Source organism: Kutzneria sp. NPDC051319, assembly GCF_040682195.1.
Lineage (GTDB): Bacteria > Actinomycetota > Actinomycetes > Mycobacteriales > Pseudonocardiaceae > Kutzneria.
Window position 1 is genome coordinate 147,149 of sequence record NZ_JBFBAM010000006.1, and the last position, 16,229, is coordinate 163,377.

The 16,229-nt window shown below is 70.7% G+C and carries 14 protein-coding genes; 7 read left to right on the forward strand and 7 right to left on the reverse strand.

The window, feature by feature from the left end:
- Positions 1–43: 43 nt before the first annotated feature.
- Positions 44–1,432 (forward strand): polysaccharide lyase 6 family protein, encoded by a 1,389-nt coding sequence (locus tag AB0M73_RS08020; RefSeq protein WP_363888367.1) that lies wholly within the window; start codon positions 44–46, stop codon positions 1,430–1,432.
- 46 nt (positions 1,433–1,478) lie between these two features.
- Here AB0M73_RS08020 and AB0M73_RS08025 read toward each other — a convergent pair whose 3' ends face one another.
- Together AB0M73_RS08025 and AB0M73_RS08030 are read right to left on the reverse strand one after the other, a co-directional pair.
- Positions 1,479–2,975, reverse strand: a complete 1,497-nt coding sequence (locus AB0M73_RS08025; protein ID WP_363888590.1) for an alpha-L-arabinofuranosidase B — start codon at positions 2,973–2,975, stop codon at positions 1,479–1,481.
- Between the two features lie 177 nt (positions 2,976–3,152).
- Positions 3,153–4,145 carry a LacI family DNA-binding transcriptional regulator gene (locus tag AB0M73_RS08030; protein WP_363888369.1) on the reverse strand — a complete coding sequence of 331 codons (993 nt, stop codon included), beginning with the start codon at positions 4,143–4,145 and terminating at the stop codon, positions 3,153–3,155.
- Between the two features lie 243 nt (positions 4,146–4,388).
- Here AB0M73_RS08030 and AB0M73_RS08035 point away from each other — a divergent pair, with 243 nt between their 5' ends.
- The 4 genes from AB0M73_RS08035 to AB0M73_RS08050 all read left to right on the forward strand — a co-directional run bounded on the left by AB0M73_RS08035 (position 4,389) and on the right by AB0M73_RS08050 (position 10,364).
- Positions 4,389–6,032, forward strand: a complete 1,644-nt coding sequence (locus AB0M73_RS08035; protein ID WP_363888371.1) for an alpha/beta fold hydrolase — start codon at positions 4,389–4,391, stop codon at positions 6,030–6,032.
- A 26-nt stretch (positions 6,033–6,058) separates the two neighbouring features.
- Positions 6,059–6,202: a hypothetical protein gene (locus AB0M73_RS08040; RefSeq protein WP_363888374.1), complete on the forward strand. Its 144-nt coding sequence runs from the start codon at positions 6,059–6,061 to the stop codon at positions 6,200–6,202.
- Between the two features lie 72 nt (positions 6,203–6,274).
- Positions 6,275–8,404 carry a tetratricopeptide repeat protein gene (locus AB0M73_RS08045; protein WP_363888377.1) on the forward strand — a complete coding sequence of 710 codons (2,130 nt, stop codon included), beginning with the start codon at positions 6,275–6,277 and terminating at the stop codon, positions 8,402–8,404.
- 43 nt (positions 8,405–8,447) lie between these two features.
- Positions 8,448–10,364, forward strand: a complete 1,917-nt coding sequence (locus AB0M73_RS08050; RefSeq protein WP_363888379.1) for a helix-turn-helix domain-containing protein — start codon at positions 8,448–8,450, stop codon at positions 10,362–10,364.
- On the opposite strand, the gene AB0M73_RS08055 is transcribed toward AB0M73_RS08050, so the two are convergent.
- Complete coding sequence (locus AB0M73_RS08055) at positions 10,302–11,267, reverse strand: LLM class flavin-dependent oxidoreductase (protein WP_363888381.1); 966 nt, start codon at positions 11,265–11,267, stop codon at positions 10,302–10,304. The two genes, AB0M73_RS08050 and AB0M73_RS08055, sit on opposite strands and share 63 nt — an antisense overlap.
- An 89-nt stretch (positions 11,268–11,356) precedes the next feature.
- On the opposite strand from AB0M73_RS08055, the gene AB0M73_RS08060 reads away from it, so the two are divergent.
- Together AB0M73_RS08060 and AB0M73_RS08065 are read left to right on the forward strand one after the other, a co-directional pair.
- The gene (locus tag AB0M73_RS08060; RefSeq protein ID WP_363888384.1) at positions 11,357–11,950 is read left to right on the forward strand and encodes a helix-turn-helix domain-containing protein; all 594 of its coding nucleotides are present in this window, start codon (positions 11,357–11,359) and stop codon (positions 11,948–11,950) included.
- A gap of 12 nt (positions 11,951–11,962) precedes the next feature.
- Positions 11,963–12,823 carry an LLM class flavin-dependent oxidoreductase gene (locus AB0M73_RS08065; RefSeq protein ID WP_363888386.1) on the forward strand — a complete coding sequence of 287 codons (861 nt, stop codon included), beginning with the start codon at positions 11,963–11,965 and terminating at the stop codon, positions 12,821–12,823.
- Here the strand turns inward: AB0M73_RS08065 and AB0M73_RS08070 are convergent.
- From AB0M73_RS08070 to AB0M73_RS08085, 4 genes are read right to left on the reverse strand one after another with little or no spacing between them, the layout of a single operon-like run.
- Positions 12,813–13,997 (reverse strand): MFS transporter, encoded by a 1,185-nt coding sequence (locus AB0M73_RS08070; RefSeq protein WP_043726077.1) that lies wholly within the window; start codon positions 13,995–13,997, stop codon positions 12,813–12,815. The two genes, AB0M73_RS08065 and AB0M73_RS08070, sit on opposite strands and share 11 nt — an antisense overlap.
- Positions 13,990–15,201, reverse strand: a complete 1,212-nt coding sequence (locus AB0M73_RS08075; RefSeq protein WP_363888389.1) for an ATP-grasp domain-containing protein — start codon at positions 15,199–15,201, stop codon at positions 13,990–13,992. The genes AB0M73_RS08070 and AB0M73_RS08075 overlap by 8 nt, the downstream gene beginning before the upstream one ends.
- Entirely contained in the window at positions 15,198–15,773 is a 576-nt protein-coding gene (locus AB0M73_RS08080; protein ID WP_363888391.1) for an NAD(P)H-dependent oxidoreductase, read from the reverse strand. The genes AB0M73_RS08075 and AB0M73_RS08080 overlap by 4 nt, the downstream gene beginning before the upstream one ends.
- Before the next feature lie 27 nt (positions 15,774–15,800).
- Positions 15,801–16,220, reverse strand: a complete 420-nt coding sequence (locus AB0M73_RS08085; protein WP_363888393.1) for a PPOX class F420-dependent oxidoreductase — start codon at positions 16,218–16,220, stop codon at positions 15,801–15,803.
- Positions 16,221–16,229: the final 9 nt, after the last annotated feature.

Here is a 16,229-nt window from a genome sequence, read left to right on the forward strand (position 1 = left end):
GCCGGCCGTCTGGTTTCCTGCGACCTGACCAGGAGCACGTAAAATGAGTCATGCTCGAAAAGTGGTGATCGCCGCCGGGGTGGCGGGCCTGCTCGCCGTCGGAGGCGCGCGGCTCGCCGGCGCGGCCACGCCGCACACGCTCGTCGCCTCCTCGCCGTCCCAATTGTCCGTAACGCTGGCACAAGCCCGGCCCGGAGACCGTGTGGTCGTCGGCGCCGGCGACTACGACGCCGGGCTGATCAAGGTCGGCCGCTCCGGCACCGCACAGGCGCCGATCACCATCGCCGCCGCCTCCCTCGACCAGGCGCGCTTCACCGGCTCCGGTGGCCTGGACCTGACCGGCGCGTCCCACGTTGTGGTGCAAGGGTTTGTGTTCGCCGATGGCGGCGGGCTGACCGTGCCCGGGGACGCCAAGGCCAACCGGGTCACGCGCAACACCTTCGAGGGCAACATCGGCGGCGCCGACCTGACCGTGAAGGCCGACGACACCGAGGTCGACCACAACACGTTCGAGAACCGCACCGCGGCCGGCGTGTACCTGCAAGTGGTCGGGCCCGGCGCGCACGACATGGCCCAGCGCGTCCACGTGCACCACAACTACTTCTACAACCACCAGTTCAAGGGCGCGAACGGCGGCGAGTCCATCCGCTTCGGCCTGTCCGGCCGCCAGCACGCCGACGCCAAGGGCCTGATCGAGTACAACCTGCTCGACAAGGCCGACGGCGACTCCGAGGCGATCTCCATCAAGTCCGCGGACAATGTGGTGCGGTACAACACGATCACCAACAGCAAGGGCACGCTGTCGTTGCGGCACGGGTGGAACACGCGCGTCGAGGGCAACATCCTGATCGGCGGCAGCACCGGCATCCGCTTCTTCGGCAACAACCACGTGGTCGTCAACAACATCGTCGAGGACACCTCCGGGCCGGCCATGGAGTTCGGCGGCGGCGAGGTGCGTGACGACACCACCAACGGCACCGACCACGAGTCCTCGGACCACTGCGTCGTCGCCTTCAACACGTTGTCCAGCACCGACTCGCTGATCTGGTACGAGAGCAGCAAGAAGTACCCGCCGCTGGACGACACGCTGGCCGACAACATCCTGCTCGGGCACGGGCAGGCGGCGGCCAAGGGCACCGGCGCCTCCCTGCACTTCACCGGCAACATCCTGTCCGGCTCCTCGGCCGGATCGCTGCCGTCCGGCGCGTACCGAACCGTGGACCCGAAGCTGGTGCGGGACGCCCACAAGCTGTTGCGCCCCAGCGCCGGCAGCCCGGCCATCGGAGCCGCGACCGGTTCCTACCCGCAGGTGACGCTGGACATCGACCAGCAGACCCGCCCGTCGGCCAAGGACGTCGGGGCCGACCAGTACAGCACCTCCGCCCCGGGCCGGCCGTTGACAACGGCTGATGTCGGGCCGAAGGCGCCGTAGCCGTCCCGGTCCCGGCCGACCCCCAAAGCCGGCCGGGACCACCTCCTCACGCCCAGGGCGCGGTGACTTCCCAGGTCGTGTCCTGGGCCCACAGGGTCGTGGTGTCCCAGGGGTTCGCGCCGCCGTTGTGGGCGATGTAGACGTTGCTGTTGTAGTGCCGGATGTCGTAGCCCGGATAGTTGTCGGACTGGAAGGACGTGTAGGCGCCGGAATTGCCGGCGGTGGCGCAGAAGGTGGCGTCCTGCGCCATGAGTCCGCTGCCGTCGAACGGCTGGCGGTGCAGTTGGTAGTTGGAGTGGCGCAGGTAGTCGCCGGGGTAGTTCTTGGACTCGAACGACAGGCACGACTGGTTGGCCAGGCCCCGGCGGACGATCCACGTGGCGTCGGCCTTGTCGAGGTCGCTGCTGATCACCGACGTGACGGCGTCGCCGTTGGCGTGGCGGAGATAGCGGGTGGTGCAGCAGGCCGTGGTGGCCCGCAGCGAGATCGACGAGCCTGGAGTGAGGGAACCGCCGGGGACGCCGTTGGAGCCGCCGTACCCGGCGGACACGATGTTGGCCTGCACGGCGCTGTCGGCGGCGTCGCTGGGAACACCTGTTGTCATGACGCCCTCGAAGAAGGACCCCACATCGGCGTTGCTGTTGTCGCCGCCCGTGCCGAGGACGATCGCGCCCTCCTGGTGCAGGGGGGAGTAGCCGCTCTTCACCGTCGGCTCCGAGCCGGAGTAGGTCGTGGTGAGGCCGCCGGTCTGGGCGTTGGCGCGCTTGAGGGCGAAGTGGTTCTGGCCGTTGTTGGACAGCATCGCCGTGACGTAGGGCAGGATGCCCGGCCCGGGGTCGCCGGCGCTGGTGCCGGTGTTGGACTGGTACAGGCCGTTCTCGAGGTCGGCCGCCACCCACGGGCCCGGCCCGTTGCAGCCACCGAACTCGCAACGCAGGCCCAGGTAGACGGCGTCCATGTGGCCGTTGCCGGTGTCCTGGTTGTTGGTCTCGGCGTTGCCGTAGTCGAAGCAGCAGCCGCCGTTGACGTGCGTGCTGGAGGCGACCATGTACATGCCCTCGGGCTGGCCGTTGACCGCGACCCCGCTGGTCGAGTTGTCGCGGTAGCCCATGCCCGAGGAGATCTCCACGCCGTACGCCGTGTGGCCGCCGACGCTCACCGGCAGCGCATTGGCGGGCGCCCCGACATCGGCCCGGCCCGCGCCGCCCTCGCCCTCGATGGTCAGGTCGTTGTGCCGGGGCGACTGGTCGTAGATGACGTTGATGATGCACGTCGTGTTGGCGCAGAAGGAATCCTGCGCCGCCGCGTTCGCGACACCACCTGTTGTCAACAGGCCGATGTCGGCCAGCCCGCCGTCGGCCCGCTTCACCTGGTATAGCGGGCCGTTGTAGCCGGAGTAGAGGGCCCGGGTCGTGCTGTGCGCCGCCACGCACGGCGTGCCGGCCGAGCCGTAGATGTCGCAGGGCAGCGCCGTCGCCGCCTGCGCCGTGGTCGTGGTGACGGCGGCCAGGCAGGCCGCGATGAGGCAGAGGATCCCGGCGATGGACAGTAGTCGTGGCACTGGGGTCTCCCGGATTCGCAGGGGTGGGGACGCCACGTGGCACCTCAGGGTTACATCGTTGGCACAACGTTGTAAATGCGGCTGTCCGGTTCAGGACAGGGGACAGATGGGAGCGCGACCACCGCCACATGTGCGCCACATGTGGCGGAAGGGGAGCCGTCAGGCGCTGGTGCTTTCGCGGATGGCCAGCGTGAAGGGGGTCTGGATGTCCTCGGGCTCGAACTCGCCGTCCGTCTCGATGCGACGCCGGGCCAGGTCGACGGCGGTGCCGGCGATGGCGTGCTTGTCGGGGGCGATGCTGGTGAGGGTGGGGCGGCTGTAGGCGCCCTCCTCGGTGTTGTCGAAGCCGACGACGGCGATGTCCTCGGGCACGCGCAGGCCGCGGTCGGCGATGGCCCGCAGGGCGCCGACGGCCAGCAGGTCGTTGAAGCAGAAGACGGCGTCGGGCGGCTCGGGCAGGTCGAGCAGGGAGGCCATGGCAGCGGCGCCGTCCTGGCGGTGGTAGTGCAGCGCCGGGCGCACCAGTTCGGGCAGGCCCGCGTCGGCCAGGGCCTGGTGGTAGCCGGCGAGGCGGAGGGCGGCGGTGCCGCGGTAGGGGTGGGCGCCGATGGCGGCGATGCGCCGGCGGCCGATCTCCACCAGGTGGCCGACGGCGGTGCGGGCGGCCAGCACGTTGTCGATGGCGACGTGGTCGATGCGCACGTCCACCGAGTGCTCGCCGATCATCACCAGCGGCACGCCGGGGTCGAGGTCGGCGAAGTCGGAGGCGTGCAGGGCCTCGGGGCTGATGATGGCGGCGTCGATGAGGTGCGGGCCGAGGGCGGCCAGCACGGCCCGCTCGCCGTCGCGGCTGGCCTGGGTCTGCTCGATGAGCACGTTCCAGCCCTGCTCACGGCCGGCGGTGATGACCATGCCGGCCAGCTCGCCGAAGTACGGGATGCCCAGCTCGGGCACGACCAGCGCGATGAAGCCGGTGCGGCCCCGTCGCAGGTTGCGGGCGCCGATGTTGGGCCGGTAGCCGGTCGCGGCCAGCGCCTCCTCGACCCGCCTGCGGTTCTCGGGCTTGACGAAGGAGTAGCCGTTGACCACGTTGGACGCGGTCTTGATCGACACGCCGGCCAGGCGCGCCACATCCCTCAGCGTCACGGCCATCTGTCGACGATAGCGCGGGCCGATTCAGGCCCGGTGGAGATCGTCTTTATTGGCACTCGGGGGGCGCATTCCGGAACGGCCGGGTATCGGTGCTGGCCGGTGCGCCTCCTCCTTCCGGTCGATTCGAGTCCACCTCAGGTCGGAGGAAATACGAGCCATGAACCGACTCATGGCCGGTGTGCGGCCGTGCGTGGCCCAACCAGCATGATTCGAGTGAAATTGCTGTCGTTAACCGTTGCGTCTTTGCTCCTGGTCGGTCTTCCGGCGGCGGCGTCCGCGGCCCCGGATCCGTTGGCCGGCTACGAAAACCAACAGCTCACCTGGGCCGCGTGCCCCTTCTCGGCCGGCGCGGCCAAGCCGGCGCAGTGCGCGCTGGTCACCGTGCCGCGGGACTGGGCCGCCCCGGCGTCGGGTGTGGACATGAAGGTCCAGATCAGCAGAGTGGCCGCGACCGGCGCCTCGCTGGGGGCGATCCTGGTGAACCCGGGCGGTCCCGGCGGCCAGGGATCGTCGCTGGCGGGAGCGCTGGCGAGCCTGGAGCCGAGCGTGAGCGCCCGCTACGACTTCATCGGCATGGACCCGCGTGGCACCGGCCACGAAGGCGGAACCAAGCCGGAGGACCAGGGGGTGCTCTGCAATGTGCCGACCGGTCGGCTGCCGGTCGGTGTGATGGACGCCGGCGACCGCTCGGCCGCGAGCATCGCCGCGCACCAGCAGGTGCCGCGCGCGATCGCCGAGGCGTGCCAGAGCCTGGCCGAGTCGCCGTTCCTGACGACGTGGCAGACCGCGCATGACATGGACCTGATCCGGCAGCTGCTGGGCCAGGCCAAGCTGAACTACCTGGGCTATTCCTACGGCACCTGGCTGGGCGCCAAGTACGCCTCGTTGTTCCCGGCCAGCGCCGGCAAGATCGTGCTGGACTCCAGCGTGAACTGGCAGGGTCGGCTGCTGGCCGACTTCGAGGACTTCCCGGTGATCGACCAGCGCCAGTTCGACGACGTCTACGTGCCGTGGCTGACCCGCAACGCGCCGGACGTGTTCGGCTCGACAACAGATGTTGTCCACCAGAAGTGGCAGCAGGTCCGGGACTACTACAAGGCCCACGGGGTGTCCCCGGACAACTTCAACGGCGCCTTCGTCGGCATGGGCAGCAAGCTCGCCTGGCTGCTGGCCACCGCCGTGTTCGAGAATGGCGTCAAGGCGCTCGGCGGCGCTGCCACGGCCCCGGCCGCCCTGCAGTCCCAGCTGGACACCGCCTTCGGCAAGCCGATGGCCGCCGTGACAACGGCTGATGTCGGCGCCGCGCTGCAGCCCGACTACACGCAGATCTCCGACGTGCGGATCGGTGTCGCCTGCGGCGACCAGCCGACCAGGTCCGCCGCCTGGTACAAGGCGCTGAGCGACCGCCAGGGCCCGAAGTACCCGCTGTTCGGCTGGGCCTACGGCATCTCCGAGAGCTGTGGCTTCTGGTCCGACGCCCCGCGTCAGACGCTGCCGACCCTGCCGCCGTCGGTGGCCAAGAGCGTGCTGGTCGTGCAGGGCGAGTTCGATCCGCAGACCGGCTACGACCAGGCCCACGCGGCCGTCGCGGCGGCGCCGGGCGTCAGCCTGATCTCCGTCGACGACTCGCCGTACCACGGTCAGTACGCGCTGACCGCCAACCCCTGCGTCGACGGCATGGTCAACGTGTTCCTGCTGGACAACTCGCGGCCGGGCAGCGCGGTGTGCCCGGGCGTGCCGCTCATCGGCGAGGACCAGGTGTTCCCGGTGCCCGGCCCGGTCAAGACGCCGAAGGCGGCGGCACGGTCGTTCGCGCCGGCGGTGGCCCCGTCGGCCCTGCGCGACCAGACGCAGGACTTCATCAGCAAGACGAACTCCCTGCGCTGACCCGACGATGCGGTGCGCGCCGGCCGGTGCGCACCGCATCCGGTGGTCACAGCCGGCCGAAGAAGTCGGCCAGCAACCAGCGGCTGATGGTGCTGACCGCCGAACCGGGCTCGCCCTCGCACGACGCCCTGCGGTTCCTGTCCTCGTGGCAGGCGCACCCGGCCCTGTGATCGAATCAGCGTTCCTGCGCTGGGCCGACCGGTTGTTGCGCTAATGTCCGACCCACCGGAGCGGGGGTTGGTGTGGGCGACTCGGTGGTGCGGCGATTCCGGCAGCGGGCGGGCCTGACCCAGGAGGGGCTGGCCCAGCGCTCGGGGGTGTCGGTGCGGACGATCCGGGGCCTGGAGACGGGGGACCGTCCCAACCCGCAGTTGGCTTCGTTACGCCAGTTGGCCGACGCGATGACGCTGTCGCCGGAGGACCGCGACGAGCTGATGGCGTCCGTGCTGGGCACGGCGTCGGTGCCTCGACAACTACCGTTGTCACCATCGGGGTTCACCGGGCGTGAGGCGGAGTTGGCCCAGCTCGACGCGGCGGCGTCGATGGTGGTGATCAGCGCGGTCGCCGGGGCGGGCGGCATCGGCAAGACCTGGCTCGCGGTGCGGTGGGCGCATCGGCACCTTGATCGTTTTCCGGACGGGCAGCTGTTCGTCGACCTGCGGGGATTCAGCCCCGACAGCGACCCGGTCGACCCGCTGGCGGCCCTGCGGGGCTTCCTGGACGCCCTCGGCGTCGACACCGCGCGTGTCACCGGCGACCTGGACGAGCACGCGGCCCGGTACCGGAGCGAGGTCGCGGGCAAGCGGATGCTGATCGTCCTCGACAACGCCGCGACGGCCGACCAGGTCGTGCCGTTGTTGCCGGGCACGCCGACCTGCACGGTGCTGGTGACCAGTCGGCGGGTCCTCTCCGCCTTGCTGCACCGGCACGGCGCCCACCACGTGCCGCTGAGCGCCTTGGACGAGGACGAGGCGCGCGAGTTTCTGGTGCAGGGCCTCGGTTCTAGGCGGGTGGCCGCCGAGCCGGCGGCGGCCGAGGAGCTGATCGAGGCGTGCGGGCGGTATCCGCTGGCGTTGGCGATCATGGTGAGTCGCGGGCGTAACAGCGCCTCGTTGGCCAGGTTGGCGGCCGAGCTGCGGCAACACGGCCTGGATGCGCTGACGAACGTGCTGTCCTGGTCGCTCAAGGTCCTGACCAACGAGCAGCGCACGGTGTTCGCGCTGCTCGGCACCGCCCCCGGCGCGGACATCGGCCTGCCGGCCGCCGCGAGCCTCACCGGGCTGTCCAGGGCGCAGGTGACCGGGGTGTTGCGGGCGTTGACGGAGGCGTCCCTGCTGACCCGGCTGGCCAACGGCCGATACGCGATGCACGACCTCATCCGTGCCTTTGCCGCGCAACAGGACGTCGCCGAACGGCCCGAGGCTTTGCGACGGGTGCTGGACTTCTACCTCCACACCGCCAACGCCGCCGCCCAGCAACTGGATCCGCAGCCGCTGGAGCTGCCGCCGCCGACCGTGGATCCCCAACCGATCCCGGACGTGGCGGCGGCGCTGGCCTGGTTCGACGACGAGCTCCCGAACCTCCTTGCCGCACAACGCAATGCCGTCGGCGCCACGGTGTGGCAGCTGGCCCGGACCATGAACAGCTTCCTGCACCGGCGGGGCTGGCATCACAACCGGCTCGTCGTCTGGCAGGCCGCGGTGGACGCCGACGTGCCGGAGTCGCGGGCCAACGCCCATGGTTTCCTCGGCCGGGCCTACGGCGCCCTGGGCCGGTTCGAAGAGGCGACCGAGCATTTCGAGCAGGCCCTCGCCCATGCCGAGGGCGACACGTTGCAGCAGGCCAACACCTATCGCATGCTCGCGGCGGCGTGGGAGCAGCGCGGGGACGACCGGCGGGCCCTGGAGCACACTTCCGAGGCCCTGAGCCGATATCGCACGCTCGACCAGCCGGTGTGGGAGGCCGACGCGCTGAACTCCATGGGCTGGTACGAAACCCGCCTCGGCGACCAGGACGCCGCGCGCCGGCACTGCGAGGAAGCCCTCACCATGCAGCGCCGCAACGGTTATCGCGACGGCGAGGCGGCGGCGCTGGACAGCCTCGGGCACATCGCCCGTCACACCGGCCGTCACCGGGAATCCGTGGACTACTACGAGCAGGCCCTGGCGATCTTCCGCGACGTCGGCAACACCGTGTTCGCGGCGGTGGCCCTCGACGGCCTCGGCCACCCGCTGGCCGCACTCGGCCGGGCCGACGAGGCCCGCGCGGCCTGGGGCGAGGCCCTGCTGCTGTTCCAGGAGCAGGGCCGTGAGGGCGACGCCGAGCGCGTGCGGCGGCAACTTGACGGCGTGGATCACTCAACTGCCGGGTGAATCGCGCCGGGGCGATTATCATGGCGGCAGGGGGCGATGAACGATGGCGGACCGACGCCGATCGACGTTGCGGGAGCTCCGCACGCGGACCGGGCTCACGCAGGAGGCGCTCGCCGACCGCTCCGGCGTGTCGGTCAGCACCATTCGCGGCATGGAGAACGGCACGCGGGTCAATCCCCGGCCGGACACCCTGCGCCAGCTGGCCGACGTGCTGGGGCTCGCGCCCATCGAGTACGAGGACCTGCTGGCGGAGAACGACCTTCCGCCGGCCGAGCGGTCCACGCGGCCACGGCAGCTGCCGGCGGCCCCGCACGGGTTCACCGGCCGGGCCGACTTCGCCGTCGAGGTGCCGACCGTGTTGACCGGCCCGGGCGGCATCGGCAAGACGTGGCTCGCGCTGCACTGGGCGCATGAGCACGCCGGGGAATTCCCGGACGGGCACCTATTTGTCGACCTACGCGGCCACGGCCCCGACGACGATCCGGCGGAGCCGCTGGCGGCGCTGCGCGGGTTCCTGGACGCCCTCGGTGTGAACGACTTTCGCGGTGGGCTGGCCGAACACGCGGCCCTGTACCGGAGTCATGTCGCCGGTCGGCGGATGCTGATCGTGCTGGACAACGCCGCGAGTGCCGATCAGGTGGCGCCGCTGCTGCCGGGCTCGTCCACGTGCACGGTCCTGATCACCAGCCGGACGACCTTGAGTGCCTTGCTGCACCGGCACGGGGTGCGGCATGTGCGCCTGGACGTGTTGGGGGACAACGAGGCGTACGGGTTATTGGCGCGGCGGATCGGCGACTGGCGGCTGGCCGCCGAGCCCGACGTCGTCCGCGAGTTGATCGGGCTGTGCGGGGGATATCCGTTGGCGCTGGCCATCGTCGCCGGCCGGGCGCACGCGCACCCGGACATCCCGCTGTCGGAGTTCGCCGCCGAACTGACCGAGCTGGGGCTGGACGCCCTGGACGACGCCGATCCGGCCGCCAGTCTGCCGGCGGTGCTGTCGTGGTCGCTGCGGACGTTGACCCCGCGGCAGCGGGAGGTCTTCGGTCTGCTGGGAGTTGCCCCGGGCGTCGACATCAGCGCGGCGGCCGCGGCCGCGCTGACCGGGCTGTCGAGGCCGCGAGTGGTGAAGGTGTTGCGGGAGTTGGAAGCTGCCTCACTGCTGCGGCGACAGGCCAATGGCCGCTACGTCATGCACGACCTGATCCGCCGTTTCGCCGCGACTCCAGGGTTCGACATGAATCGAGGACTGCTCGATTTCTACGTCCGCTCCGCCCTCGCCGCCGATCACGTGCTGGATCCGCACCGGGCGTCCCCGGAACTCGACGCGCCGGAGCCGATGGATGAGCCGGCGGCGCTGGCCTGGTTCGCCGCCGAACACGCCAATCTCCTTGCCGTGCAACTATGGGCCGCCGAGCGTGGCCATTCCCGCGCGGTTCGGCAGTTGGCGTGGGCCATGACCACCTTCCACCTCCGGCAGTCCGATCGTGACGCCGAACTCGCCTCCTGGCGTCTCGCGGCCGTTTCCCATGACGTCCAGGCCCATCGTTATCTCGGTCGCGCCCATGCCGATCTGGGTCAACACCAGGAAGCCCTGGCGCATCTGGGTCAGGCCCTGACGCTGGAGGACGAGGCGGCGGTCCTGGACAGTCGGGGTTACATCGCCCAGCACACCGGCCACCCCGAGTGCGCTCTTCAATGCTATCGGCAGGCCGTCGCGTTGTGGCGCAACGACTTCGAGGCCGCCCGAACGCTGGAGCAGCTTGGGCACGTCCACCGCGCTCTTGACCAGCACGACCAGGCCCGCGAGGTGTGGTCAACCGTGCTGAACGTCTATCAGGGGGCCGCTGCCGACCGGGTGCGCCAGCATCTCGCCGCGCTGGACTGTCGGCGCATCGCCTCACGCGAAGTGGGGAATCACCTTGCTGGCGAACAGTTCCAGGTGATCGTCGACGTCCCGTGACGGCAGGCCCGGCGCGGCCAGCCGGAGGCCGAAGGTGCCGACCGGGAGATCGCCGACCATGGACCGGATCTTCGCGACCATGTCGTCCGGCGTGAGGATCGAGACCACGCCGCGCAGATCCTCGATGGTGGCCATGCTCCGGATACCGGCGTTGGCCATGTTGTTGGAAGCGGCCAGGCGTGCGGCCTCGTTGAACCAGTGCAACAGGCCGGGGCCGACGAGGGCGAGGGTGCGCTCGGGGTCCTCGGAGACGAAAAGCCAGGGGCTGCCGGTGAGGTTGAGGTGCGGTTCCTTGCCGGTCGGCGCCAGTTCCTCCAGGTACATGCGCCAGACGTCCGGATCGGCGGGGCCGGTGTAGGCGTCGCCGTAGAGGGCGGCCCGTCGGACGGCAGCGCGACTGGTGCCGCCGACCCAGATCGGTGGGTGCGGCTGCTGCACCGGCGGCGGCGTGATCTTCGCGCCGTTGACGGTGTCCCCGACGAGCAGCCGGCGCACGATGTCCAGGTTTTCGTTGGCCCGCTTGCCGATGTCCTCCCGGGCGACGCCGTAACCGGCGAACTCGACGGCGTTGTATCCGACGCCGACGCCCAGATCGACGCGGCCGTTGGACAGCACGTCCAGCACCGCGACGTCCTCCGCCAGCCGGACCGGGTGGTACAGCGGCAGCAGCGCCACGTTGGTCGCCACACGCATCGTCGTCGTGTGGGCGGCGATGGCCGTGGCCGCGATCAGCGGCGATGGCACGAAATGGTCGTCGGTGAAGTGGTGTTCGCCGATCAGGGCGTGTCCGAAGCCCAGCTTCTCGGCGTGCACCAGGTGTTCCACGGTGTCCGCGTACACCGCCGCCGAGCTGCGGGTCTCCGTCGGCGACCGGCGGAAGTCCACGATCAGTCCGAAGCGCATGATCCCTCCCGGATAAGTGGGGACTTGCTCCCCGTTTGTCACGGTAGCACAAGCGTGGATAGAATCCCCACTTAGTGAGAGGAGGGCGAATGCCGACCGTTCGCGCCGACGCGCTCCGCAACCGCGCGCGCATCCTGGCCGCCGCCACCGACGTGTTCGCCGAGCACGGCCCCGACGCCGCCCTCGACGACATCGCCAAGCGGGCCGCCATCGGCAACGCCACCGTCTACCGGCACTTCGCCGACCGCACTTCCTTGCTGCACGAGGTTGTTCGCTGCGTCATGACCCGCACCGCCGACGCCGCCGAGCTCGCCGTCGAGTCCTCGCCCGACCCCTACGCGGCGTTGTGCGGCTTCGTCCATGCCGTCGCCGACCAGCGGATCACCATCCTCTGTCCGCTGCTCTCGTCGGCCGACCACGCCGGCCTCGCGGACCTCAAGCAGCGCGTGATCACCGCCGTCGACACCCTCGTCACCGCCGCCCAGCAGGCCGGTGAGATCCGCTCCGACGTCAGCTTCGCCGACGTGCTCATGTCGCTGGCCCAGCTCACCCGTCCGCCGGCCGGCCGGTCCTGGTCCGATGTCGAGCCCTTCGCCCACCGCAGCCTGCAGATCTACCTCGACGGTCTCCGGGTCGACTCCGACCTGCCCGGCCGTCCCGCCACTGTCGACGATCTCCGCTGACCAGGAGCTGCGATGCGCTTTTCGATCAATCTCCCCAACTTCGGCGACTTCGCCGATGCCCGCACCGTCGCCCGCGTGGCCGTCGAGGCCGAGCAGGCCGGCTGGGACGGCCTGTTCGTCTGGGATCACTTGGTGCACAACAAGAATCTCCGCCGCGGTGTCCCCTTCGGCGACCCGTGGATGCTGCTCACCGCCGCCGCCCTGGCCACAACCCGCATCCGTCTGGGCACCTTGGTCACCCCAGTCGCCCGGCGTCGTCCCGAGCAGCTGGCCCGCCAGGTCGCCACCCTCGATGCCCTCAGCGGCGGCCGGGTCATCTTCGGCGCCGGCCTCGGCGGCCCCATCGAGGACGAGTTCGGCAGCTTCGGCGAACCCACCGACCCCGTCGTCCTGGCCGCGCGCCTCGACGAGGGCCTCGACCTGCTCGCGCGCTACTGGTCCGGCCACCCCGTCACCCACGACGGGCCGCGCTACCAGGTCCGGGACGTCACCCTGCTCCCGGCCACCGTGCAGCAACCCCGCCCGCCTGTCTGGGTCGGCGGCTTCTGGCCCGCCCGACGCCCTTTCCGCCGCGCCGCGCGCTGGGACGGCGTCGTCCCGCTGTTCGAAACCGCCCGCCACGGCCAGATCCCGCCCGTCGACCAGGTCCGCGACATGGTCGCCTACGTCCACGAGCACCGTCCGGACGCGGACGGTGCCTTCGACGTCGTCCTCGGCGGCGCCACCGATCCCGCCACCGCCGCCGACATCCTCGCCCCCTTGGCCGAGGCCGGCGCCACCTGGTGGGACGAGCGCCAGCTCCAGACCGGCCCCGACATCGACCGCCTCGACCCGGTCCTCCGCCGCATCAACGCCGGCCCGCCTAAGCCGTGACGGCCTGACGTCGGCGGGTGCGGGCGGTGGCGAAGGTGACGACGGCGCAGCAGGCGGCGAGGGTGAGCCAGACGGTGGGAGCGCTGCCGGTGAGGGCGAGGGTGACGCCGATGGAGGGGCCGGCGAGGTTGCCGATGCCCATCATGGAGTTGACGAGGGCGTTGGCGCGGGTGAGGTCGCGGTCGGGGACGAGGGAGATGAGCCAGGGGTGGAATGAGGCGGAGTAGGCGCACTCGCCGAGGGCGAAGAGGACGGCGTAGGCGAGCAGACCGGTGAGGCGCAGGGGATACGAGCCGAAAGAGGCGACGGCGGCGCAGAGGTAGCCGGCGACCCAGAGCAGCATCGCCACGCGGAGGCCGAAGAGCTCGGGGCGCTTCTCCAGCAGGCGGGTGATGAGGGCTTGGCACGAGGCGATCACGCCGACGTCGACGATGAGCAGCAGGGACACGGTGGACAGGCCCATGGCCATGAGGTTGACGGAGACCAGGGGAGCGGTGGCCTCGAACTGGCTGAGCCCGAAGAGGTAGACGGCGAGCTGGAAGACGGCGGCGGACAGGGTGATCCGCCACAGCTGGCCGACCGGGGTGGCGGAGGACTCCCGCTCCTCGGCGACGGTGGGCAAGTGCTTGCGTACGAGCAGAATCGCGATGGTGACGGGCAGCATGCCGACGGCGTTGGCGAGGAACAGATAAGGGATCACGGTGCGGGGCAAGGCGAGCGTGAGCCCGGCGGCGACGAGTGAGCCCAGGGCGAGGGTGCCGTTCAGCACGGCGTAGCGCCGGGCGAAGACCCGACGGCGTTCCTGGGCGGTCACCAGGGAGTTGACGATGGGGATGATGGCGGCGAGGAAGCTGCCCTGCCCGACGCCGATGGCCAGCCCGGCGGCGATGACGGCGGGGTAGGAGCCGGCGAGGTAGAGGGCGAAGTAGCCGACGAACCACAGCAAGGTGCCGAGCACACCGAGGGGCACGCCGCGAAGGCGGAGCACGCCGGTGCTGAGCAGCAGGGCGGTGGCGAGGTTGGCGCCGCCGGAGCAGGCGTAGAACACCGCCACCCCGGGCGTGCCGACGCTCGGCAGGTCGGACAGGTAGATGGCGGTGTACGGGAACACCAGTCCGAGGCAGAACGACGACAGCCCGTGAGTGGCGATGAGGCCATTGACCGGCCTAGGCACGAGTGACCTCGCAGGTGATCAACGCCTCGGCGGCGTCCAGGGCGGCCTGACAACAAGTGTTGTCAGAGGTCACGGCGACGAGGGCGGCCAGCCGGGGGATGGCTCCGCGCGGCGGGAGACGCAGCGTGGCGCCGGGCTCGGCCAGGGCGGCGACGTGCTCGATGCCGGGGACCTCGGCGGCGGCAGCGACATCCACCCGGTGCACCACGGCGTCGAACGGTGGGTACACGAAACGAACCTCGGCCGAGCGGGAGTGCGCCGGGGTCAGGTCGGGCACCCGGCCGAGGGACAGCTCGGCCGCGGCGACGACGAGGTCGACGCCGGTGGCGAGGAAGCCGGCGTAGGGGATGAGATCCCCGCCGAGTCGGCCGTTGAGCTCGACCAGCCGAGGCCCGTCGGCGGTGAGGCGCAGCTCGGTATGGGTGACACCAAGCTCCACACCGAGGGCCTGGTGCGCGCCGACGACGAGATCGCGCACGGCGCCGGCCCAAGGCTCATCCGCCCAGTCCGTCAGCAGGTGCCCGACCTCCTCGAAGTGCGGCGCGAAGCCGAGGCGCTTGCGAGCGACGTGCACACACTGGACAGTGCCGCCGGACACGACGCTGTCGACGCTGATCTCCGGCCCGTCGAGGTACTCCTCGACCAGAATCCCGTGCCCGGTGGCCAGCGTGGCGAACGCGGCCCCGGCGGCCAGCCCGAATGCCTCCCGAACCTCGTCGACCGACGTGGCGAGGGCGACGCCGACGCTGCCGGCCAGGGCGCGAGGCTTGACGACAACGGGGAACCCCAACGAGGAAGCGATGGACACGGCCTCGTCGGCGCTGTGGGCCAGGCCGTGGCGCACAGAGGACAACCCGGCGGCCGACAACAGGGACCGGGTCAGGTACTTGTCACGGCAACGGGCGGCGGCCTCGGCCGACATGTGCCGCAGGGACAGCTTCTCGGCGGCCCGGGCGGTGCTCTCCAACACGGTCTCGTCCCAGGTGAGCACGCCGGAGTCGGACCGGGCCAACGCCCGCAGCCCCTCGGCCACGGCGGCGTCGTCGGCGAAGTCGACGACCCGCCAGGAGTCGAGGTAGAGGCTCTGCCACGTGGGCTCGGCCGGCAGCAGCGCGGACAGCCGGTACCGCCGCGCCAGCGAGGCGAACGCGTACTCGCGGTAGGGCCGGCCGCCGCTGCCGACGACGATCACGTGCGGACTCATCCGACGGCCTTGGCACGCAACGGTTCCAGTGCCTCGGCGACGCTGTGCAGCTCGTCCAGCATGCCCTCGGCCGAGGCGGACATGGCATCGGTGCCGGTGAAGGCGCCGTCGCCGTCGATGTGCTGGCCGATGAAGTGGATGGCCACGCACTCGGGCACCGGCACCATCTTCAGCGTGGTGACGACCTGCTTGGTCATCTGCGCGGCCCGCAGGCCGGCCGAGGTGTTGCCGTAACTGACGATGCCGACCGGCTTGTACTGCCACTCGAAGTACAGGTAGTCGATGGCGTTCTTCAGCGCCGCGTTGATGGAGTAGTTGTACTCGGGCGCGACGAACACGAAGGCGTCGGCGGCGTCCACCGAGGCGCTCCAGTCCTTGGTGTGCTGCTTGGTGTAGTTGCGCTCGGACGGGTGGTTGGGCTCGTCCAGCAGCGGCAGGCCGATCTCGGCCAGGTCGACCAGGCGCACCTCGAACCGGCCGTGCTTCTCGGCGATCTTCGTGAACCACTCGGCCACCGCCGGGCCGGAGCGGCCGGGGCGGGTGCTGGCGATGATCACGTTCAGGCGGGGCATCTCGGAAAGCCTTTCGGGTGAAGGGGTTCAGGCCGGCAGGTAGCCGTAGGCGTGGTCGATGCGAAAGCGGACGACGAGGCGGCGGTCGGCGACCATGGCCCGCCGGTAGTCGTCCCAGTCGGGGTGCTCGCCCTGCACGCCGCGGAACACCTCGACGAGCTCCTCGACGGCCTTGTCGTGCGGGTCGGCGGCCACGGCCGACAGCTCGGCCACGCCCTCGAACACCGCGTAGGCGGAGCCTTCGGGCAGCGTGACGTGCAGGCTGACCCGGGGGTCCCGACGCAGGTTGGCGATCTTGGCGCGGTCGTCGGTGGTGGACAGGCGCACCATGCGCTCCGTGGCGTCGTAGTCGAAGTCCACATTGGACAACTGCGGGCGCCCATCGCGTTTGATGGTCACCAGCGCGCCGCGGCGGCGGGTGTCGAGCAGGGAGAGGTAGTCCGGCATGGGTGGGTC